The 20,950-nt window shown below is 73.0% G+C and carries 20 protein-coding genes; 13 read left to right on the forward strand and 7 right to left on the reverse strand.

Annotated features, from left to right (window positions below; genetic code table 11):
• Positions 1–41: 41 nt before the first annotated feature.
• From aroB to HNR68_RS11485, 3 genes are read left to right on the forward strand one after another with little or no spacing between them, the layout of a single operon-like run.
• Complete coding sequence (gene aroB, locus HNR68_RS11475; protein WP_179720296.1) at positions 42–1,148, forward strand: 3-dehydroquinate synthase; 1,107 nt, start codon at positions 42–44, stop codon at positions 1,146–1,148.
• On the forward strand, positions 1,145–1,579 hold the full coding sequence (gene aroQ / locus HNR68_RS11480; protein ID WP_179720298.1) for a type II 3-dehydroquinate dehydratase: 435 nt from the start codon (positions 1,145–1,147) through the stop codon (positions 1,577–1,579). Before aroB ends, aroQ begins: the two co-directional genes overlap by 4 nt.
• Before the next feature lie 25 nt (positions 1,580–1,604).
• Positions 1,605–3,071: a glycoside hydrolase family protein gene (locus tag HNR68_RS11485; protein WP_343050072.1), complete on the forward strand. Its 1,467-nt coding sequence runs from the start codon at positions 1,605–1,607 to the stop codon at positions 3,069–3,071.
• Here HNR68_RS11485 and HNR68_RS11490 read toward each other — a convergent pair.
• The 3 genes from HNR68_RS11490 to HNR68_RS11500 form a co-directional block, all read right to left on the reverse strand.
• Entirely contained in the window at positions 3,010–3,873 is an 864-nt protein-coding gene (locus HNR68_RS11490) for a putative hydro-lyase (protein ID WP_179720300.1), read from the reverse strand. The genes HNR68_RS11485 and HNR68_RS11490 overlap by 62 nt on opposite strands.
• Complete coding sequence (locus HNR68_RS11495) at positions 3,870–5,228, reverse strand: MFS transporter (protein ID WP_179720302.1); 1,359 nt, start codon at positions 5,226–5,228, stop codon at positions 3,870–3,872. The genes HNR68_RS11490 and HNR68_RS11495 overlap by 4 nt, the downstream gene beginning before the upstream one ends.
• A 417-nt stretch (positions 5,229–5,645) precedes the next feature.
• On the reverse strand, positions 5,646–6,287 hold the full coding sequence (locus HNR68_RS11500) for a GntR family transcriptional regulator (protein WP_343050073.1): 642 nt from the start codon (positions 6,285–6,287) through the stop codon (positions 5,646–5,648).
• 145 nt (positions 6,288–6,432) lie between these two features.
• On the opposite strand from HNR68_RS11500, the gene HNR68_RS11505 reads away from it, so the two are divergent.
• The 3 genes from HNR68_RS11505 to HNR68_RS11515 all read left to right on the forward strand — a co-directional run bounded on the left by HNR68_RS11505 (position 6,433) and on the right by HNR68_RS11515 (position 10,985).
• Positions 6,433–8,529 (forward strand): hydantoinase/oxoprolinase family protein, encoded by a 2,097-nt coding sequence (locus HNR68_RS11505; RefSeq protein ID WP_179720304.1) that lies wholly within the window; start codon positions 6,433–6,435, stop codon positions 8,527–8,529.
• Positions 8,526–10,259 (forward strand): hydantoinase B/oxoprolinase family protein, encoded by a 1,734-nt coding sequence (locus HNR68_RS11510; RefSeq protein ID WP_179720306.1) that lies wholly within the window; start codon positions 8,526–8,528, stop codon positions 10,257–10,259. Before HNR68_RS11505 ends, HNR68_RS11510 begins: the two co-directional genes overlap by 4 nt.
• Positions 10,260–10,358: 99 nt before the next feature.
• Complete coding sequence (locus tag HNR68_RS11515; RefSeq protein ID WP_343050074.1) at positions 10,359–10,985, forward strand: DUF4232 domain-containing protein; 627 nt, start codon at positions 10,359–10,361, stop codon at positions 10,983–10,985.
• Positions 10,986–11,140: 155 nt separating this feature from the next.
• Here HNR68_RS11515 and HNR68_RS11520 read toward each other — a convergent pair whose 3' ends face one another.
• Positions 11,141–12,103 carry a GlxA family transcriptional regulator gene (locus tag HNR68_RS11520; protein WP_179720310.1) on the reverse strand — a complete coding sequence of 321 codons (963 nt, stop codon included), beginning with the start codon at positions 12,101–12,103 and terminating at the stop codon, positions 11,141–11,143.
• A 74-nt stretch (positions 12,104–12,177) separates the two neighbouring features.
• Between HNR68_RS11520 and HNR68_RS11525 the strand changes: the two genes are divergently transcribed.
• Complete coding sequence (locus tag HNR68_RS11525; protein ID WP_179720312.1) at positions 12,178–13,461, forward strand: MFS transporter; 1,284 nt, start codon at positions 12,178–12,180, stop codon at positions 13,459–13,461.
• Here HNR68_RS11525 and HNR68_RS11530 read toward each other — a convergent pair.
• Positions 13,436–14,614, reverse strand: a complete 1,179-nt coding sequence (locus HNR68_RS11530) for a beta-1,3-glucanase family protein (protein WP_179720314.1) — start codon at positions 14,612–14,614, stop codon at positions 13,436–13,438. The genes HNR68_RS11525 and HNR68_RS11530 overlap by 26 nt on opposite strands.
• A gap of 269 nt (positions 14,615–14,883) precedes the next feature.
• On the opposite strand from HNR68_RS11530, the gene HNR68_RS27155 reads away from it, so the two are divergent.
• The gene (locus HNR68_RS27155) at positions 14,884–15,540 is read left to right on the forward strand and encodes a spermidine synthase (protein ID WP_179720316.1); all 657 of its coding nucleotides are present in this window, start codon (positions 14,884–14,886) and stop codon (positions 15,538–15,540) included.
• Between the two features lie 4 nt (positions 15,541–15,544).
• Here the strand turns inward: HNR68_RS27155 and HNR68_RS11540 are convergent, their stop codons facing one another.
• Positions 15,545–16,066 (reverse strand): methylated-DNA--[protein]-cysteine S-methyltransferase, encoded by a 522-nt coding sequence (locus tag HNR68_RS11540; protein ID WP_179720318.1) that lies wholly within the window; start codon positions 16,064–16,066, stop codon positions 15,545–15,547.
• A gap of 115 nt (positions 16,067–16,181) precedes the next feature.
• On the opposite strand from HNR68_RS11540, the gene HNR68_RS11545 reads away from it, so the two are divergent.
• From HNR68_RS11545 to nusB, 3 genes are all read left to right on the forward strand, one after another.
• The gene (locus tag HNR68_RS11545) at positions 16,182–17,291 is read left to right on the forward strand and encodes a M24 family metallopeptidase (RefSeq protein WP_179720320.1); all 1,110 of its coding nucleotides are present in this window, start codon (positions 16,182–16,184) and stop codon (positions 17,289–17,291) included.
• 83 nt (positions 17,292–17,374) lie between these two features.
• Complete coding sequence (efp, locus tag HNR68_RS11550) at positions 17,375–17,941, forward strand: elongation factor P (protein ID WP_179720322.1); 567 nt, start codon at positions 17,375–17,377, stop codon at positions 17,939–17,941.
• Between the two features lie 42 nt (positions 17,942–17,983).
• Entirely contained in the window at positions 17,984–18,406 is a 423-nt protein-coding gene (nusB, locus tag HNR68_RS11555) for a transcription antitermination factor NusB (RefSeq protein ID WP_179720324.1), read from the forward strand.
• Between the two features lie 163 nt (positions 18,407–18,569).
• Here nusB and bldD read toward each other — a convergent pair whose 3' ends face one another.
• Positions 18,570–19,058: a transcriptional regulator BldD gene (gene bldD / locus HNR68_RS11560; RefSeq protein ID WP_010311046.1), complete on the reverse strand. Its 489-nt coding sequence runs from the start codon at positions 19,056–19,058 to the stop codon at positions 18,570–18,572.
• 288 nt (positions 19,059–19,346) lie between these two features.
• Between bldD and pyrR the strand changes: the two genes are divergently transcribed.
• Together pyrR and HNR68_RS11570 are read left to right on the forward strand one after the other, a co-directional pair.
• Positions 19,347–19,934 (forward strand): bifunctional pyr operon transcriptional regulator/uracil phosphoribosyltransferase PyrR, encoded by a 588-nt coding sequence (gene pyrR, locus HNR68_RS11565; protein ID WP_179720326.1) that lies wholly within the window; start codon positions 19,347–19,349, stop codon positions 19,932–19,934.
• Positions 19,935–19,983: 49 nt separating this feature from the next.
• Entirely contained in the window at positions 19,984–20,916 is a 933-nt protein-coding gene (locus HNR68_RS11570; protein ID WP_179720328.1) for an aspartate carbamoyltransferase catalytic subunit, read from the forward strand.
• The last annotated feature ends 34 nt before the right edge of the window (positions 20,917–20,950 follow it).

Consider the following 20,950-nt stretch of genomic DNA (forward strand, 5'->3'; position numbering starts at 1 on the left):
CGTACTCTTCAGTCCAGAACCGCTTCACCGAAGGGACGATGATGACCGAACCGGTGCGGATCGGGGTTGCGAGCCAGCAGCCCTACGACGTGGTGGTCGGCCGGGGGCTGCTCGGCGAGCTCGTGGACTACCTGCGCGACGCATCGGTGGTGGCGCTGGTGCACCAGCCCACCATCTCCGCGACCGTCGAGGCGGTGCGCGAGGAGCTGACCGAGGCCGGGGTGGACGCCCACCGGGTGGAGATCCCCGACGCCGAGGACGGCAAGAGCCTGCAGGTCGCCGGGTTCTGCTGGGAGGTGCTCGGCAAGATCGGCATGGACCGCGGCGGGATCGTGGTGTCCTTCGGCGGCGGCGCGGTCACCGACGTCGCGGGCTTCGTGGCCGGCACCTGGATGCGCGGGGTGCGCGTGGTGCACGTGCCGACCACGCTGCTGGGCATGGTGGACGCCGCGATCGGCGGCAAGACCGGCATCAACACCGAGTCCGGCAAGAACCTCGTCGGGCTGTTCCACGAGCCGAGCCTGGTGCTCGCCGACCTGGCGACGCTGGAGGGCCTGCCGCGCAACGAGCTCATCGCGGGCATGGCCGAGATCGTCAAGGCCGGGTTCATCGCGGACCCGGAGATCCTGCGGCTGATCGAGGCCGACCCGGAGGCCGCCACCGACCCCACCGGTGAGGTGCTGGGCGAGCTGGTGCGCCGGTCGATCAAGGTCAAGGCCGACGTGGTCGCCGCGGACCTGAAGGAGTCGCTGCTGCGGGAGGTGCTCAACTACGGGCACACCCTGGCGCACGCCATCGAGCGGCGGGAGCGCTACCGGTGGCGGCACGGCGCGGCGGTGAGCGTGGGCCTGGTCTTCGCCGCCGAGCTCGCGCGGCTGGCCGGCCGGCTCGACGACGAGACCGCCGACCGGCACAAGCGGGTGCTGGACTCGCTGGGCCTGCCCACCACCTACGACCCGGACGCGCTGGGCCAGCTGCTGGAAGCGATGAAGGTGGACAAGAAGAACCGCGCCGGGGTGCTGCGGTTCGTCGTGCTGGACGGGCTGGCCAAGCCCGGTCGGCTGGAGGGCCCGGACCCCTCGCTCATCGCCGCCGCCTACTCCGCCGTCACCGGCGGTGAGGCGAAGTCCACGGGGGTCCTGCTGTGAAGGTGCTGGTGCTCAACGGCCCGAACCTCGGCCGGCTGGGCAAGCGGGAGCCCTCGGTCTACGGCAGCACCACCTACGCCGACTTGGTCCGGATGTGCGAGGACGCCGGTGCCGAGCTCGGCGTCGAGGTCGAGGTGCGCCAGACCGACCACGAGGGCGAGATGGTGCAGTGGCTGCACGAGGCCGCCGACCAGCGCTGGCCGGTCGTGCTCAACGCCGGTGCCTGGACGCACTACTCGATCGCCGTCCGCGACGCGGCGGCGCAGCTCGAAGCGGAGCTGGTCGAGCTGCACATCTCCAACGTGCACAAGCGGGAGGAGTTCCGGCACACCAGCTACCTGTCGGACATCTCGACCGCGGTGGTGGCCGGCTTCGGCGTGGCCGGGTACCCGTTGGCGATCCGTTGGCTGGCGGAGCACGCGAGCGCGTAGGCGCACGGTTCTGGGGGGAGGAGCGGTGCGGGGGCTGGTGCGCAGGGCGGCCGGGCTGGTCGGTGTCGTGCTGCTCGCCGGGTGCACGCAGGCGCCGGTGGAGCCCGGTGGGCAGCCGAGCGTCCAGTCGCAGGCCCAGCCGAGCCGGTTGCCGGTGGACCTGCGGGTCGCTGCCGAGCGCAGCAGCGGCGGGGTGGTGGTCTCCGGCGGCCTGCCCGCGCCGTACAACTACGGACCGACGGTGCTGCAGGACGGCGGGCAGTACCGGGTGTGGTGGTGCAGCCAGCTGCCGGGCATCGGCCCGCCCGGTGACGACGTCCTGCACGCCGCGGCGGGCAGCGTCGACGGGCCGTTCGCCGACTCCGGCGGGGCGCCCGCGGTCCCGGTGTTCTCCGGCCAGCCCAGCGGGTTCGACGGCATGCACACCTGCGACCCGTCGGTGATCCGGGTCGACGACCGCTACTACCTCTACTACACGGGGGCGGCGGGCGACGACCACGCGCACGGCAACGCCATCGGGGTGGCCAGCAGCACCGACGGGCGCGCGTGGCAGCGCGAGGCCGGGGGCGCGCCGATCATCGAGCCGTCCGGTGAGGTGCACCGGGAGAACGCCTACGGCGCGGGCCAGCCGTCCGCGCTGTACCTGGACGGCTGGTTCTACCTGATGTTCACCGACACCACGGCGGCCGGGGCGGGGTGGAACGGCGCCGGGCAGTTCGTGGTGCGGGCGCGCGACCCCGAGTTCCGCGACCAGGTGCAAGCGCTCACCGAGCAGGGGTTCCGGCCGGCCGGTCGCGGGCGTTCGCGGTCGGTCGTGGACGCCTTCAGCGCGGACTGGATGTGGGTGCCCGCGCTGGACGCGTTCGCGATCGCCCACCAGACGGCGGACGGCACCTCGGTGACGTTCTGGGACCGCGGCTTCACCGCGCACCCCTACCCGCCGGTGCTGATCCCCGGTCCGTGGCAGGAGGGGCCGGGGCTCGTCCGCCGCCCCGACGGCACCGCCCCGGTGTCCACATCGGACCCGTGCGGAGTGGTGCCGCTGGACGTCCTGCGCGCCACGGCGCTGCTGCCCGCGCCGACCGACATCCGCCACTTCGGCATCGACGTCACCGGTGCCGACGGCTGCGCTACGCCGGAGCAGGCCGCGGACGTCCTCGACGGCTTCGCCGTGCCGTCGCCGGTGCGCACCGTCGACGTGGTGCACCGCGGCCAGCGGGTCCGGGTCGAGCGGCGCTCCGTGGCGGAGCTGCTGGTCACCGGCGTGCTCGACCGCCGGGTGTCCGCAGTGGACGGGCTGCCGGTGGTCGGCACCATCGCGACCGGTGCGCAGGCGCTGCGCGCGCCGAACGGTGACGTGGCGCTGCTCGACGACAAGGGTCGGTTGTGGACGGTCCCGCCGGAGGTGCCGGGGGCCAACGGGTCGGCGGTCACCGACGTGTCGGAGGCGGAGTGGGACTCCCACCCGCGCGGCGGAGACCTGCGCCGCTGACCGGGTCACCGGGCCGGGCCGCCTCGACGAGGTCGGTGACGCGGAGGTCGGTGAGGAACATGTGCCCCGGCGCGTGCGTGATGGCCAGCTCCGGTCGCACCTCCGCGAGGACCGCCTGTGGCGTCACCCCGCAGGCCCAGAACACCGGGACCTCGTCGTCCTGCAGCGGGAGCGGGTCGCCCCAGTCGGGCCGCGAGAGGTCGGTGATGCCGATCTCCGCGGGGTCGCCGACGTGGAGCGGGGCGCCGTGCGCGAACGGCAGCTCCGCGGTCACCGCGACCGCTCGGGGCACCTCGGCCTCGCGGACGGCGCGCATCGACACCACGACCGGACCGCGGAAGCGCCCGGCCTCCCGGCAGCGCAGCGCGGTGCGGAAGATCGGCACGCCTTGGCCGAGCTCGAGGTGGCGCAACCGGACCCCGGCGGCGAGCAGCCGCTCCTCGGCGCTGAAGCTGCACCCGAGCAGGAACGCCACCAGGTCGTCGCGCCACACCTCGCGCAGGTCGTCCACCCTGGACACCTCGCCGCCGCGGTGCACGTGGTAGCCCGGCAGGTCGGTGCGGAGGTCGGCGCCGGGTGCGGCGCGGAGCCGGTCCGCCACGCCCGGCTCGGTCATCTCCAGCAGCGGCAGCGGTCGCGGGTTCAGCCGGCAGAACTCGGCGAACTCGTCCGCCGCCTCGCGCGGGAGCACGGCCAGGTTGGCCTGGACGTGCCCGGTGCACAACCCGGTGGTGACCCGCCGCCAACCGCCCCGGCGGATGACCTCCCGGGCGACCGCGGGCGGGGTGTCCGCGGTGATCATGCCGGCTCCGCCGTGCTCAGGTCGACGTCACGGGTCTCCGGGCCGCGCAGCGCGCCGATCGCAGCGAGCGCCCCGCCGAGGACGATGAGCACGATCGGCGTGTACTCGTAGGGCATGAGGTTCGCCAGACCGATCATGTAGAAGGCGTAGAACCCGGGCACGATCACCGCGAGGCTGTAGCCGATCCCGTAGCCCGACGCGCGCACCCCGGTGGCGAACCGCTCGATGATGTAGGTCGAGACGATGCCCCACGGCGACACCGTGAGCACCAGGGCGAGCGTCGCCCACACCATCGTCGGCAGCACGCTGCCGCCGTCGGCGGCCGCGGCGGTCGCCGAGCGGACCATCGCGGCGAACACGAGCGGCACCAGCACGACCGTCCACACCCCGGACAGCACCAGCATCCGCCGTCGCCCGAAGCGCTGGCCGAGCTGCGCCATCACCAGGTACCCGGCGGCGACGAACACGTTGGCCACCAGCAGCCCGGTGTTCACCGCCGAGCTGGGCAGGCCGATCACCGCCGACAGCAGCGCCGGGGTGGCCGAGAGGGTGGCCTGCACGGTGAACCACATGCCGGTCATCATGAGCAGCACCTGCAGCAGCTTGCGCCGGTGCTCGCCGGTGAGCAGCTGCCGCAGCGGGGACGTGCGCTGCGCGGAGGTGCGCTGGACCTGCTTGAACGCCGCCGACTCCTCGACCTGGCGGAAGTAGAGCAGGAACCACGCCGACAGCCCGGCGCCGACGAAGAACGGGATGCGCCAGCCCCACTGCACGTACGCGCTGTCGAGGTCGCCGGCCGGCGCGAACTGGAAGGTCAGCGCGACGACGAGGGAGATCGCGATGTAGCCCAGCGGGTAGGCCGCCGCGATGAGCCCGCCGACCAGCCCGCGCAGGTGCCGGGGGCTGGCCTCCATGGCCAGCGGGTTCGCGCTGGAGTACTCGCCGCCCATGAAGACCCCGCCGACGAAGCGCAGCAGCAGCACCAGGACGATCGCCAGCCAGCCGATGGTGGCGTAGCCGGGCAGCAGGGCCATGAGCAGCGTGCACGTCCCGGCCCCGCCCACGGCGACCAGGGTGGCCCGGCGGCGGCCGGCGACGTCGGCGATGCGGCCGAAGACGATGGCGCCGAGCGGGCGGCCGATCAGGGTGAGCGCGAGGGTGACGTAGGAGAGCGTGGCGGCGACGGCCGGTGCGGTGTGCGGCGGCTGGAAGTAGGCGATCGCGGGGGTCAGGGCGACGATCGGCAGGTAGATGTCGAAGTAGTCGACGAAGAAGCCGAAGCACGCGCCCTTCACCGCGCGCCTCGCGGGTGGGCTCAACCGTTGTCTGCTGGGGTCGAGGGACGTGGTGGCCATGGGACTGCTCCTTGGCTCGGTGAGCGAGGTGCGCAGCTCGTGCCGGTGCCGACCTTCGTCGGCGCGCGGCGGGCAGCCGGACGACCGGTGCCGCCGCGGAGGCAGCGCGGCCGTGGGTGGTGCTGGCCGACTCTAGGAGATCGTCCGACGATCGACAACACCCACGCCGGGATCCGGATCGGGTTCGTCGGTCGAGGACGTGCCCGAGCACAGGTCCGACACGCCGGTGCGTGTCTCGTCCTGACGCGATTCCCGCGGAGATCAGACGTCCGGTCCCCGTGGGAGTCGCGTCCACCGGTGACCGCGGGGGTGTCGCTCGAGCGGCGGGCACGGCGGGGTGGGAGGTCCCGGGATCGCGGAGGCGTCGGCTCGGCGGAGGCGGTCGGCCGGGGCGGGGGACCAGCCGACCTCCGGGGGTCAGTCGACGAAGTGGTCCTGGAGGGCCTTCTCCGCGTCGACCAGGTAGTCGTCCAGCATCTCCGCCGCAGCCTCGATGTCGCCCCTGCCGAGGGTCTCGGCGATCTCGGCGTTGCGCTTGAGGAAGGCCGCGTGGAACACCTGGGTGTCCCGCATGTGCGCGTAGGCGAGCCGGAACTCGGCGAGCACGTCGCTGACCAGCGCGTTGAGCCGCGGGCTCCCGGCGAGCGCGACGAGCGCCTCGTGGAAGCGGATGCTCGCCGCCGCCACGGCGTCCCAGTCCCCCCGCTCCGCGACCTCCCGCCCGTCCTTGACCGCGGCGGCGACCCGCCGCAGGCCGGCCGGGTCCAGGCTGCGGATGTGCCGCAGCGCGGCGCACTCGACGACGCGGCGGACCTCGTAGAGGTCGGCGACGTCCTGCCGGGAGAGCTGGCGGACGAACACCCCGCGGCTGAGCTCGTGGACCAGCAGGCGTTCCCGGATCAGCAGCCGGAAGGCCTCCCGCAGCGTGCTCCGGGAGACCCCGTGCTCCTGCTTGACCCGCTCCTCGGACAGCCGCATGCCGGGCACGAGCGCGCCCGCGGCGATCTGGGCGCGCAGCGCGTCGGCCACCCGGCTGGCGGCACCGCTGGAGTCGGTCACGTGGGTCCCTCTCGCTGTCCTCGCGCACGGCGCGTCCTCGCCGCTCAGCTTACCCGGTCGGCGCCGCGGATCGTCCGACGATCCGTTGCCAGATCGTCAGACGATCCGTACGCTCTGGCGCTGCGCGTCGAAGCGGAGGATTCCCATGGCAGACCCACGTCCGCTGCGGGTCGGGGTGGACATCGGTGGCACGTTCACCGACCTGGCCGTCCTCGACGACCGCGGGATCGTCGCCGTCGGCAAGACCCTGACCACCCACCGCGAACCGGCGGCCGCGGTGGAGCAGGTGCTGCGGCAGACCCTCGAGGAGCACCGGCTCGACCCCGCCGCCATCACCACCGTCGTGCACGGCACCACGCTGGTGACCAACGCCCTGATCGAGCGCCGCGGCGCACGCACCGCGCTGCTGACCACCGAGGGCTTCCGCGACGTGGTCGAGATGGGCCGCGAGCACCGCTACGAGCTCTACGACCTGGGACTGGAGCTGCCCCGGCCGCTGGTGCCCCGGCACCTGCGCTTCGGGGTGCGGGAGCGGCTGCGGGCCGACGGCACGGTGCTGACCCCGCTGGACGTCGACACCGTGCGGCGGCTGGGCGTCGAGCTCGCCGCGGCCGGGGTGACGGCGGTGGCCGTGTGCTTCCTGCACAGCCACACCAACGGCGAGCACGAACGGCGGGCGCGGGAGGTCCTCGACGAGGTCGCCCCGGAGCTGCGGGTGGCGCTGTCCTGCGAGGTCAACCCGGAGATCCGCGAGTACGAGCGGACCTCCACCACCCTCGCCAACGTCTACGTCCAGCAGCTGGTCGAGACCTACCTCGCCGACCTGCGGGAGCGGCTGCGCCGCTGCGGGGTGCGCACCGACCCGCTGATCATGCTGTCCCACGGTGGCGTCGCCGCGCTGGAGACGGCCCGGCGGTTCCCGATCCGGATGCTGGAGTCCGGCCCCGCGGGCGGCGCGCTGGGCGCCGTCGCCTTCGGCCGCGCCGCCGGGCGGCCCGACCAGCTCGCTTTCGACATGGGCGGCACCACCGCCAAGCTCTGCGTCGTCGAGCGCCACCGCCCGCTGGTCACCCACACCTTCGAGGTGGACCGGGTGTACCGGCTGCGCGCCGGCTCGGGCCTGCCGGTGCGCGCCCCGGTCATCGACATGATCGAGATCGGCACCGGCGGTGGGTCGATCGCCCGGGTGGACCCGCTCGGGCTCATCACCGTCGGCCCGGACTCGGCGGGCTCGGAGCCGGGCCCGGTCTGCTACGGCCGCGGCGGCACCCGGTGCACCGTGACCGACGCCGACGTCGTGCTCGGCTACCTCGACCCGGCGCGGTTCCTCGGCGGGGAGATGGACCTGGACGCGGCCGCAGCGGAGGCCGCGGTCAAGGAGCAGATCGCCGAGCCGCTGGGCGTGTCCGTGGCGGAAGCGGCGTGGGGCGTGCACACCACGGCGAACGAGAACATGGCCAACGCGGCCCGGGTGCACGCCGTCGAGCGGGGCCAGGACCCCGGGCGCCTGCCGGTCTTCGTCTCCGGCGGCAACGGACCGCTGCACGGTCCCGGCGTGGCGCGGGCGCTGGGCGCTCCGGCGGTGGTCGCGCCCCCGGCGGCGGGGGTGCTCAGTGCGCTCGGTTTCCTGTCCGCGCCGATGTCGATCGACATCGTCCGGTCGCGGCACGCGCTGCTGAGCGAGCTCGACGTGGACGCGGCCGCCGCGCTGTTCGCCGAGATGGCCCGGGAGGGCACCGACGTCCTGGTGGCCTCCGGTGTGTCCGACGTGGACGTGACCTGTGAGCGGACGCTGGAGATGCGCTACGTCGGGCAGGGCGGTGAGATCGAGGTGCCGGTGCCGCCGCCGGACGGGCCGGGCTGGCGGGACGCGGTGCTCGCCGCGTTCCGGGACCAGTACGCGCAGCGCTTCGGCACCGTGGCGCCGAGCGGCGTCGAACCGGAACTGCTCACCTGGCGCGTCACCGCCAGCGGCCCGCGACCCCGCGCCCACCTCGGCTTCGAGTCCACATCGGACGGGAGCGGTGCGTTGCTCGGTCACCGCGACGCCTACTTCGCGCCCGACGGGTACCGGTCGACGGCGGTCTACGACCGCTACCGGCTGGCCCCCGGGACCGTGCTCGAGGGACCGGCGCTGGTGGAGGAGCGGGAAGCCACCCTGCTCGTGCCGCCGGGCGCCCGGTGCTCGGTCGAGGCCGACAGCAGCATCGTCGTCGACTTCACCGCAGGAGGGCCCCGATGAGCCGACGCGTCGACCCGGTGGTCGTCGGACTGGTCGCGAACCGGCTGCACTCGCTGCTCGACGAGCAGCAGGCCGCGCTGGTCGGCACGGCCTTCAGCCCGGTGGTGCGCGAGTCGATGGACCTGGCGTGCGCGGTGTTCGACTCCGCCGGCGAGATGATCGGGCAGTCCAGCGGCGGCACCCCCGGGCACATCAACGCCATGGCGACCGGGATGCGGCACATCGTCGCCGCGCACCCGCCGGAGACCCTGGCCGACGGCGACGTGCTCATCACCAACGACCCGTGGATGACCTCCGGGCAGGTCAACGACATCACGGTGGCCACCCCGGCGTTCCGCGACGGGCGGGTGGTCGCGTGGTTCGCCAGCTGCTGCCACTCGCCCGACATCGGTGGACGCATCCTGTCCGCGGCCGCGGCGGAGGTCTTCGAGGAGGGGCTGCGGCTGCCGATCCTCAAGCTGCGCACCGCGGACGGGCCCGACGAGACGCTGGAGCGGTTGATCCGGGCCAACGTCCGCACGCCCGACGAGACGATGGGCGACATCTACGCCCAGGTGGCCGCCAACCAGGTCGGCATCCGCAGTCTCAACCGGGTGCTGGACGAGTTCGGGCTGGACGGCGTGGACGAGGTGGCGGCCGAGATCATGCACCGCTCGGAGCAGGCGTTGCGCGCCGCGCTGCGGGCCGTCCCGGACGGCCGCTACCAGGCGAGCGCGGACTCCGACGGCTTCGACGGCGAACCGATCCACCTGGAGGTGACCGTCGACGTCACCGGCGACACCGTCCACATCGACTACTCCGGGTCCTCACCGCAGTCGCGGCACGGCATCAACGTCGTGCTCAACTACACGCACGCCTACACCTCGTTCGCGATCAAGGCGGCGCTGGCCCCGGAGGTGCCGCACAACGCCGGGTCGTTCCGCCCCGTGGCGGTGACCGCGCCGCGCGGCTCGGTGCTCAACTGCGTCGAACCGGCTCCCGTGGCGTCCCGGCACCTCATCGGGCACTTCCTGCCCAGCCTGCTGTTCGAGGCGCTGCGCCCGGCGGTGTCCGGCGGGCTGCCCGCGATGAGCGCCGACGCGCTGTGGATGACGGTGTGGCGGGGTGGCGGGATCGACGAGCCGCGCCCGTTCACCCTCACCGTCTTCGGCGCGGGCGGGACCGGGGCGCGCCCGGACAAGGACGGGCTGAACACCACCGGGTTCCCCACCGGCGTGCGCGCTGCGCCGACGGAGGTGCTGGAGACGCTGACCCCGCTGGTGCAGCGGCGCCGCGAGCTGCGGCCGGACTCCGGCGGTGCGGGGCGGTTCCGCGGCGGGCTGGGGCAGGTGGTGGAGATCACCCGGCACGGCGGTCACGAGTGGACGGTCAACGCCAACATCGACCGGGTCGACTTCCCCGCGCGCGGCGCGGGAGCGGGCGCGGCGGGTGCGCCCGGGTCGTTCACCGACCTGCGCACGGGGCGGGACCTGCCGCGCAAGCAGCTGGTCCGGCTCGACCCGGACGCCGTGGTGCAGCTGCGGTTCCCGGGCGGCGGCGGTCACGGCGACCCCCTCGCGCGGCCGGTCGAGCGGGTGCTCGACGACGTGGTCAACGGCTACGTCAGCATCGCGGCCGCGCGCGAGCAGTACGGTGTGGACGTCGAGTACACCGGGGACCCCGACGCGCTCGTGCGGCCACCGGAGTCCTACCGCGTGCGCTCGGCCACGCCGCGCCGATCCGGTGGGTGACCGGAGTTCGACGCAACCTCCTCGCGCCCCAGGCGTCTCCTGGTCGGAAAGACGGTGCGAGGAAGGGTTCAAGCGATGGTTCGGGCGAAGGTTCTCGCGGTGGCGGCAGCAGCGCTGGCGGTCGGGCTGACCGCGTGCAGCCCCGGCGGGTCGGGTGGACCGGCCGCGGGGGAGGACGCCCGGCAGCCCGTGGTCGGTGACGACGCCGGGAACAACGCGGTGGTGCCGTCGGCGGCCCCGGACGAGGGGTCGACCGCGCCGCAGCAGGACGGCCAGGCGGTGGGTGACCCGTTGTGCGGGGCGAGCGACCTGACGCTCGCGTTCGGCGAGGCCGACAGCGCCGCGGGCAGCACCTACCAGCCGCTCATCTTCACCAACGTGAGCCCGCACAACTGCGTCCTGCACGGGTTCCCCGGGGTGTCCTACGTCGGCGGGGAGGACGGCCACCAGATCGGCGAGGCCGCGTTCCGCGACGGCAAGAAGGGCGAGGAGATCAACCTCGCGTCCGGCGACAAGGCCTCGGCGATCATCAAGTTCGCCCGGGTGGAGAACTTCGACCCGGCCCAGTGCCAGGCGGAACCGGCCAAGGGCTTGCGGGTCTACCCGCCGCAGGAGACCGCGTCGCTGTTCATCCCGTTCGACCAGGAGCGCAACGGCTGCGCCGGCGAGGGCGTCCCGAGCCACCAGCTCACCGTGCAGACCATCCAACCCGGCGTCGCCGGCTGACCCGGGGGGACCGGCCCCCGAGCGGACGCGCCGCCGTCCGCGGTGACGCGATCTCGACGGGAACCGCACGTCCGGTTTCCCTCGGAGTAGCGGGGAAGTACGAGGGTCGGCGGGAGGTGCCCTTCCCGCCACCCACGTTCGGGGACAGAGCCGGGTCAGGAGCGGAAGGTGCGGCGGTAGGTGGCCGGGCTGGTGCCGAGGCGGTGGCGCAGGTGCTTGCGCAGGGAGGACGCCGTGCTCAGGCCGGAGCGCTCGGCGACCGCGTCGATCGGCAGGTCCGTGGTCTCCAGCAGGTGGCGCGCGTGCGCCAGGCGCTGCTGGAGCAGCCAGTCCATCGGGCTGGTGCCGGTCTCGTCGCGGAACCGGCGGGTGAAGGTGCGCACGCTCGTCCCGGCGTGCTCGGCCATCTGCTCCAGCGTCACCGGCTCGGCCAGGCGCTCCAGCAGCCACGCGCGGGTGCCTGAGGTGCCGCTGTCGTCCGGTCCCGGCACCGGTCGCTCGACGTACTGGGCCTGGCCGCCCTCGCGCCACGGCGGCACCACGCTGGCGCGGGCCGCGCGGTTGGCCACCTCGCTGCCGTGGTCGCGGCGGATCACGTGCAGGCACAGGTCGATGCCCGCCGCCACCCCGGCCGAGGTCAGCACGTCGCCGTCGTCGACGAACAGCACGTCCGGGTCCAGGCGGACCTTCGGGTACAGGCGCCGGAAGTCGTCCACGTGCTTCCAGTGCGTGGTGGCCGGGCGGCCGTCGAGCATGCCCGCCGCGGCGAGCACGAACGCCCCGGTGCAGATCGACATGACCCGGGTGCGGGAGGGCAGCCCGGTCAGGTAGTCGGCCAGCCGCGGGTCGAGGGTGCCGTCGGTGCGCGGCCCCGCCAGGTGGGTGCCGGGGACGATCAGCGTGTCCGGCGCGGTCAGGGCCTCCGGGCCGGTCCCGGGCTGGATGGCGAACCCCTTGGTGGTGGCGATGGGGCCGCCGTCGAAGCTGCACACCTGCACGTCGTAGAGCGGCGTGCCCGACTCGTCCAGGGCGCCGGTGAAGATCTGCGACGGGATCACCAGGTCGAAACCGACGACCTCGGGCAGTCCCAGGACGGCGATGCGGTGCTGAGCGGTCATGGCCAGATCTTCCCACATGTTGTCCCTCCGGCCACTGGTTTCGGAGGGTCCGTTCCGGCGAGGCTGGTCGGGTGATGATCACGACTGTTCCTGCGCGGCGCGTCCACCCGGCGTGGTGGGTCGCGGCCGTCGCCTTCGTCGCCTTGGTGGGCGCCGCCGCGTTCCGGTCGGTGCCCGGTGTGTTCATGGACCCCCTGCACGCGGAGTTCGGCTGGCCGCACAGCACGATCTCCGCCGCCGTCTCGCTGAACCTGCTGCTCTTCGGGCTCACCGCGCCGTTCGCCGCGGCGCTGATGGCCCGCTTCGGCATCCGGCGGGTGACGGTGGCCGCGCTCGTGCTGGTCGCGGCGGGCAGCGGGCTCACCGTGCTCATGACGGCGAGCTGGCAGCTGGTGGTCTGCTGGGGGCTGCTGGTCGGCCTGGGCACCGGGTCGATGGCGCTGGCCTTCGTGTCCACCGTGGTCGACCGGTGGTTCGTGGCGCGGCGCGGGCTGGTCAGCGGGGTGCTGACCGCAGGCAGCGCGACCGGGCAGCTGGTGTTCCTGCCGGTGGCCGCGGTCCTGGTCGAGCGGTTCGGGTGGCGGGTCGCCGCGCTGACCATCGCGGCGACGGCGCTGCTGGTCGCGGTGCTGGTGCGGCTGGTGATGCGCGAGCACCCGGCCGACGCCGGGACCACCGCCTACGGCGCGACCGGCGACGAGCCGGAACCGGTGCGGGACACCGGCAACCCGGCGGCCGGTGCCCTGCGGGCGCTGCGCGACGCCGCCCGCACCCCGGCCTTCTGGCTGCTGGCCGGTGGTTTCGCGATCTGCGGGGCGAGCACGTCCGGGTTGGTCAACACGCACTTCGTGCCCGCCGCGCACGACCACGGCATGCCGACGACCACCGCCGCCGGGCTGCTCGCGGTGATCGGCGTGTTCGACGTGGTGGGCACCGTGCTGTCCGGCTGGCTCACCGACAAGGTCGACCCGCGGGTGCTGCTGGCCGCCTACTACACCCTGCGCGGCCTGTCGCTGTTCGTGCTGCCGCAGCTGTTCGCGCCCTCGGTGGGGCCGAGCATGGTGCTGTTCGTGGTGTTCTACGGGTTGGACTGGGTGGCCACGGTGCCCCCGACGATGGCGCTGTGCCGGGCGCAGTTCGGGCCGCGCGCGCCCGTGGTCTTCGGCTGGGTCTTCGCCTCCCACCAGGTCGGCGCGGCGGCCATCGCCAGCATCGCCGGCGTGGTGCGCGACCAGTTCGGCGACTACGCCGCGGCCTGGTACGGCGCGGGCCTGCTGTGCCTGCTGGCGACGGCCTTCTCGGTGGCGGTCCAGCGCCGCGCGCCGGGAGCGATCACCACGGGGTCAGGGTCACGGTGATCGACGTCGGAGCGCCGTCCTGGATGTAGGAGGCGAAGCCGGCCACGTCGTCGAAGGCGAAGCCGTAGGCCTTGCCGTCCTCGGTGTTCTCGTGCATCACCTTCGAGTAGTGGTTGGTGATGTCGTGCTGGTAGAAGCCGGCCGGGTCGGTGCCGGGCTGGTCGGGGCTGTCCAGGAGGATCGAGCGGTTGAAGCCCGCGCCCAGGATCGCCGCGACCGGCCCGGTGACGCCGTCGTTCGGGGCGGCCAGCGCACCGTCGCAGAACAGCACGTCGCGCGTGCTCGGCTTGCCGATGGGCTGCACGCCACCGTCGAAGTTGAAGGTGTCGCCGGAGACCTGGCCGGTGTAGACCTTGCCGTTGTCGGTGTCCACCCGCAGCTGGGTGCTCTGGTACTTCGTCCAGACCTCGTCGATGTAGGCGTCGTAGTAGGTGTCGGAGAACAGGCCCTGGTCCAGCCCGTGGCCGGGCGCGATGACCCGCAGGTCGTCCTGGCGCAGCTGGGCGAAGTCGGGGTGCTCGGCGACACCGTTGAGGATCCGCTCGCGGCCGCCGGCGGGCACCGTGCCGGTGGTCTGGTCCGCGGAGCCCTGCAGGTGGATCGACAGCGGCACGCTGAACATGTCGACCATGGTGGTGTTGCAGTACATGCCGTCGGCCTTGAGCGTGAACTCGACGGTGTCGTGCAGCACCTGGTAGTTCGGGTCGCTCTCCACCCAGCCCGCCGGGTACTGCAGCGCGGGCTTGCCGTCGCCGTCGGTGACGACCTTGAACTTGAGCTTGTCGCCGAGGGCGAAGTAGATCCGCCCGGACATGCTCGGCAGGTCCAGCGTGGTGTCACCGCTGCTCTGCAGCGGGATGCTGTAGTCGGCGAAGCCGTCCGACCCGTTGTCGGACTCGGAGACCGGCACCAGCTCGCCGTCCGGGGTGACCCGGCACTGCTCGCCGGTGTCGAGGTTGGTGCCGACGATGTAGACGGTGATCGAGGCGTTGTCGAACTGCCCGCTGTTGTTCACGATCGTCAGCGGCAGCGGGACCGCCGGCGCGCGGCGACCGGCCAGCGCGGACGCGGGGGAGGCGACCAGGCCGCCCAGGGCGGGCACGGCGAGGGCGGCGGCGGAGACACCGCCGAGGAAGGATCGTCTGCTGAGCACGGCGCATCCTTTCGGTCGGAATTGGTTCGGGGCCGCAACAATGGTGGGAGCGCCCTCACCAACCGCCAATAGGCCGAAGTGGCGCCCGGCGTTCCCCGGACCGGCGCAGCCGACGAGCCATTTCCGGACAACGCCGAGGTTCTGGGCGTGTTCCGCGGCTCTTCGCGGCCTCGGGGGTTATCCCTACCGCGTTTCCCGCTTTTGCCGACGGCGGGAACCGCACCGGGTGGTGCGCCTCGCGCGGTAGCCGGCCGGATACCGTGGCGGGGATGGATGGAGCGATCGCGCGTGCGCGGTCCGAACGCGGCGAACTCGTGCTGCTGCGCCGGGGGGACGCGGTGGAGCTCCGGGTCAACGGCGTGTTCGTCATGGACACCGCGCACACCGGGACCGAACGCGAGCTCGCCGCCGCCACGCTGCGCGCGGTGGAGGGGACGGACCTCCGGGTGCTGGTCGGCGGACTCGGCCTGGGCTTCACGCTGCAGGAGGTGCTGGCCGACCCGCGGGTCCGCGAGGCGCACGTCGTCGAGATCGAGCCGGACCTGCTCGACTGGCACCGCGCGGGCCTGGTGCCCCAGACCGCCGGGGTGCTGCGCGACGACCGGGTGCGCTGCCACGTCGGCGACGTGGCCGAGGTGATCACCGCCCAGCCGGCGGGCAGCGTCGACGTCCTGCTGCTCGACGTGGACAACGGCCCGGGCTACCTCGTCCTCGACGCCAACGCCGCGATCTACCGCGCCGGGTTCCTCGCCCGCTGCGCGGAGAAGCTGTCCGACGGCGGGACGCTGGCGATCTGGTCGGCCGACACCTCGCCGGAGCTGCGCGCCGCGCTCGAGGAGGTCTTCGGCGGCTGCGAGGAGCGCGCGATCCCGGTGCGGCTCGGCCGGCGCGAGACGACCTACCACCTCTTCCTCGCCGTCCGCTAGCCGTTCAGGGGCCGAGGAGGTCCAGCTCCAGCAGGCTCGGCTCGAGCGCCCCCTCCAGCACCAGCAGGCGGCGCTTGGCCTCCAGGCCCGGGCCGAAGCCGCCGAGCCCGCCGCCGCTGGCCAGCACCCGGTGGCACGGCACGAGCACCGGGACCGGGTTGCTGCCCATGATCGTGCCGACCGCGCGGGACGCCTCCGGTCGCCCGGACAGCTCCGCCAGCCGCTTGTAGCTCACCGTCTCGCCGAACGGCACCAGGTCGTGCAGGGTGCGCAGCACGTGCCTACGCAGACCGTCGAGCAGCTCCCACTCGATCGGCACGTCGAACTCCCGGCGGCGCCCCGCGAAGTACTCGTCGAGCTGCCGGGCGGCCTCGGCCGCCACCCCGGTCCCGCGGTCCAGCTCCGCGTCGTGGGCGCCGAGCACCGCCTCCGGGCCGGCGAAGGCCACCTGGCGCACCCCGGTCTCCCCGGCGACCACGGTCAGTTCGCCGACCGGGCTCGACACCGCGCTCCACGACAGCGACATGGCCGAACCCTAGCGCGCGGCACCGACGACGCGGTCCGCACAAGGGTCTGGCGGCTTCCCGCCGACCTCGGCTTGACCAGGTCGGATCGCTGGCCCGGGGGTTAGGCTCCGGACCATGTCCGAAGCGCACTCCCACCGACGGCAAGCCCTCCGCGACCGCCTGCGCGAGCAGGACCTGGACGCGATGCTGGTGACCGACCTGCTCAACATCCGCTACCTGACGGGCTTCACCGGCTCCAACGCCGCCCTGGTGGTGCACGCCGCCGACGAGCCGGGTGCGGAGTCGCGCACGGTCTTCTGCACCGACGGCCGCTACCTGACCCAGGCCGAGCACCAGGTGCCCGACCTGGAGCGGGTGATCGACCGGGCGAGCGACGTGGCGCTGGCCGAGCGGATCGGCTCGGCGCCCGAGCAGCACCGCTGCGTCGGCTTCGAGAGCCACCACGTCACCGTCGACCGCCGCGACGTGCTGGCCGACGCCGCGGGCGACGTCGAGCTGGTGCGCGCCCCGGGGCACGTCGAGCAGCTGCGGCTGGTCAAGGACGAGTTCGAGATCGAGGCGCTGCGGATGGCCTGCGCCGCCGCCGACCGGGCGCTGGCCGACCTGATCGAGCACGGCGGGCTCCGGCCGGGCCGCACCGAGCTGGAGGTCGCGCGCGAGCTGGAGGCGCGGATGCGGGACCACGGCGCCGCCGGGCCGTCGTTCGAGACGATCGTCGCCGCCGGGCCGAACTCCGCGGTGCCGCACCACCGGCCGTCCGACGCGGTGCTGGCCCCCGGGGACTTCGTGAAGATGGACTTCGGTGCCCTGGTCGACGGCTACCACTCCGACATGACCCGCACCGTGGTGCTGGGCAAGCCGGCGGACTGGCAGCGGGAGGTCTACGAGCTGGTGCGCACCTCGCAGGCCGCCGGGCGGGCCGCGGTGCGGGTCGACACCGACGTGCGCGCGGTGGACACCGCGGCGCGGAAGGTGATCGAAGACGCCGGGTACGGCGAGCACTTCCTGCACGGCCTCGGGCACGGCGTCGGGCTGGAGATCCACGAGGCACCGACCCTGTCGCAGCGGGGGGACGGTAGAATCTGCGCCGGGATGGCGGTCACCGTCGAGCCTGGCGTTTATCTGGCAGGGCGGGGCGGGGTCCGCATCGAGGACACGCTGGTCGTGCGTCCCAGCACGCCGGAGCTCCTCACCTTGACGACGAAGGAGCTCGTCGCAGTCTGACGCACTTGCAGGTGCGCCGGAACGCCGGAGGCGCGATCCGGCGCAACACGCCCGAAGCCATCACCACAGGAGAAGAACCCCACGTGGCCACCACGAACGACCTGAAGAACGGAATGGTGCTCAACCTCGACGGGCAGCTGTGGTCCGTCGTGAACTTCCAGCACGTCAAGCCTGGCAAGGGCGGGGCCTTCGTGCGCACCACGCTGAAGAACGTGCTCTCCGGGAAGGTCCTGGACAAGACCTTCAACGCCGGGGTCAAGGTGGAGACCGCGAACGTCGACCGTCGTGAGATGACCTACCTCTACAACGACGGCACCGACTACGTGTTCATGGACCCGGACACCTACGACCAGATCAGCGTCCCGGCGGACGTCGTGGGTGACGCGGCGAACTACATGCTGGAGAACAGCAACGTGGTCGTGGCCCGCCACGAGGGCAACCCGCTCTACATCGAGATGCCGGCCGCCGTCGAGCTGGTCATCGAGCACACCGACCCGGGTCTGCAGGGCGACCGTTCCACCGGTGGCACCAAGCCGGCCAAGCTGGAGACCGGTTCCGAGATCCAGGTGCCGCTGTTCCTCAACACCGGCGACAAGGTGAAGGTCGACCCGCGCGACGGCCGGTACCTCAGCCGCGTCAGCAGCAAATGAGCGCCCGCCCGTCGGCTGGTGTGGCCGGGAAGAGGGTGTGAGGTGGGTTCACGGAGCAAGGCGCGCAAGCGCGCGGTGGACTTCCTCTACGAGGCGGACCAGCGTGGCGTGGACGCCGTGACCCTGCTGTCCGAGCGGGTCGGGTCCCCGGAGGTCCCTCCGGTCAGCGACTACACGGTCACCCTCGTGGAGGGCGTCGCGGAGAACCGCGACCGGATCGACGAGCTGCTCACCCAGCACGCCGAGGGCTGGTCGCTGGAGCGCATGCCGGCGGTGGACCGCTCGGTGCTGCGACTGGGCCTCTACGAGCTGCTGTGGAGCGACGACGTGCCTCCTGCGGTGGCGATCGACGAAGCGGTGGAGCTCGTCAAGGCGCTGTCCACGGACGACTCGCCGCGGTTCGTCAACGGCGTCCTCGGGCGCATCGCAGGCATCAAGAACCGCCTGCGCAAGACGGTCAAGTGACCGCCTGAGCGGGCCAGGAACACGCGAAAGGGCACCTCCCGCCGCTGCCGGTGGGAGGTGCCCTTCCGCACGTCTCGTGCCCGCGCTCAGGCGGTCAGGTCGGCCCCCGGAGGGCACCCCCGCACCTGGCGGGCGCGGGGTGCCCCCCGTCGAGCGGCCTTCCTCACTCCTCGCGGGCTGGGCGGGCTTCCGGAGGGAGCACGCCCCAGTCGATGAGCTGCTCGGTGAGCTCGCCTGGCGTCATGTCGTAGATGATGGCCAGGGATCGCAGGTCCTCGGTGCGGATGGACAGCACCTTGCCGTTGTAGTCACCGCGCTGGCTCTGGATGGTGGCCGCGTAGCGGGCCAGCGGACCGACCTTCTCGGCTGGCAGCTGCTGCAGCCGTTCGAGGTTGATCACGACTTTGGTGGCGGGCTCGGCGCCCGAGGGCACCCGCCCTTCCGGAAGCAGTTCTGCGACCGGAACACCGTAGAAGTCGGCCAGCTCGGCCAGCTTCTGCACGGTCACCGCACGGTCGCCGCGCTCATAGGACCCGACGACCACGGCCTTCCACCGCCCGCCAGACTTCTGCTCGACGCCGTGCAGCGACAGACCCTGCTGCTGGCGGATAGCGCGGAGCTTGCTGCCCAGCGCCTTGGCGTAGTCGCCCATGTGGCGTTTCTCCGTTCGTTCGCCCCGTCAGCCGATAACGCCGACCGGGGAGCAAAGCTCAGATCGATACGGAGAGTAATGTTCGCTCGCGAGCGTCACCAGGTCAAGTTGGTCTTTGTCGGCAATGGGGCGAGTCCCGCCACACCACCCGGACGATTGACGGCCGAACGCTGATAGCGTACGAGGCAGCCCGGCGGTCCGCCCGAGCTCGCGAGGCGGGGACTGCGGGGCAGCTCACACACCATCCTTTAAGGATCCGTCCAGTGAGGCGGAGAAGGAGGTCACACCGTGGCGTCACGCCGAGCGGCGGACGCGGCGGACCCGGTCGAGCAGCGGGAACTGCTCTCGACCGGTGACGTTGCGCGCACGATCGCACGGATCGCTCACCAGATCATCGAGAAGACCGCCCTGGACACCGGCAGCAGCGACGTGGTGCTGCTGGGCATCCCGACCAGGGGAGCCCCGCTGGCGCGGCGGCTGGCCGCCAAGATCAGCGAGTTCAGCGGGGTGACGGTGCCCACCGGGGCCCTGGACATCACGCTCTACCGGGACGACCTGCGCAAGCGCCCGAACCGCCCGCTGGAGCCGACCGACCTGCCCGTCAGCGGCATCGACGACGCGCTCGTCGTGCTCGTCGACGACGTGCTGTTCTCCGGCCGCACCGTGCGCGCCGCCCTCGACGCCCTGCGCGACCAGGGGCGGCCCCGCGCCGTGCAGCTGGCGGTGCTCGTCGACCGCGGGCACCGCGAACTGCCGATCCGGGCCGACTACGTCGGCAAGAACATCCCCACCTCGCGCTCCGAGGACGTCGCCGTGCAGCTGGCCGAGTCCGACGGCCAGGACCGCGTGGTGCTGCGGCGCGGGAAGGAGGCGTGATGACCGACCACGTCCGCCCCTGCCCGAGCGAGAGGCAGGAGGACCGCTGATGCGCCACCTGCTGTCCACGGAGGGCCTGGACGCGGCCACCGCGACCAGCGTCCTCGACACCGCCGACACGCTCAAGCAGACGCTGCTGGGGCGCGAGGTGAAGAAGCTGCCGACGTTGCGCGGGCGCACGGTGGTGACCCTGTTCTACGAGAACTCCACGCGCACCCGGGTGTCCTTCGAGGTGGCCGGGAAGTGGATGAGCGCCGACGTGATCAACGTCTCGGCGAGCAGCTCGTCGGTCGGCAAGGGCGAATCGCTGCGCGACACCGCGCTGACGCTGGCCGCCGCGGGCGCCGACTGCGTGATCATCCGGCACCCGGCCTCCGGGGCCGCGCACCGGCTGGCCGGCTGGCTGGACGGCGTCGGCAGCCAGGTCGTCAACGCCGGTGACGGCATGCACGAGCACCCGACCCAGGCGCTGCTGGACGCCGCGACGCTGCGCGAGCGGCTGGGCGAGCTGGCCGGGCGCCGCATCGCGATCGTCGGCGACCTGCTGCACAGCCGGGTGGCGCGGTCCAACGTGCACCTGCTGCGCACCCTGGGCGCCGAGGTGGTGCTGGTCGCACCGCCGACGCTGGTGCCGACCGGGGCCGAGCAGTGGGGCGCGGAGGTGCGCCACGAGCTGGACCCGGAGCTGCCGAAGCTGGACGCGGTGATGGTGCTGCGCGTGCAGGCCGAGCGCATGCACGGCGGCTTCTTCCCGTCGGCCCGCGAGTACTCGATCGCCTACGGGCTCAACCAGGCGCGGCTGGACAAGCTGCCGGAGCACGCGGTGGTGCTGCACCCCGGCCCGATGCTGCGCGGCATGGAGATCGCCCCCGCGGTGGCCGATTCCCCGCGCGCCGCCATCACCCAGCAGGTCAGCAACGGCGTGCACGTGCGGATGGCGGTGCTCTACCACCTGCTGGCGGGAGAGGAGCTCGGCGCATGAACGACCGGTGCCCACTCGAGCGCTGCTCAACCGC

This window comes from Saccharopolyspora hordei, assembly GCF_013410345.1.
Lineage (GTDB): Bacteria > Actinomycetota > Actinomycetes > Mycobacteriales > Pseudonocardiaceae > Saccharopolyspora > Saccharopolyspora hordei.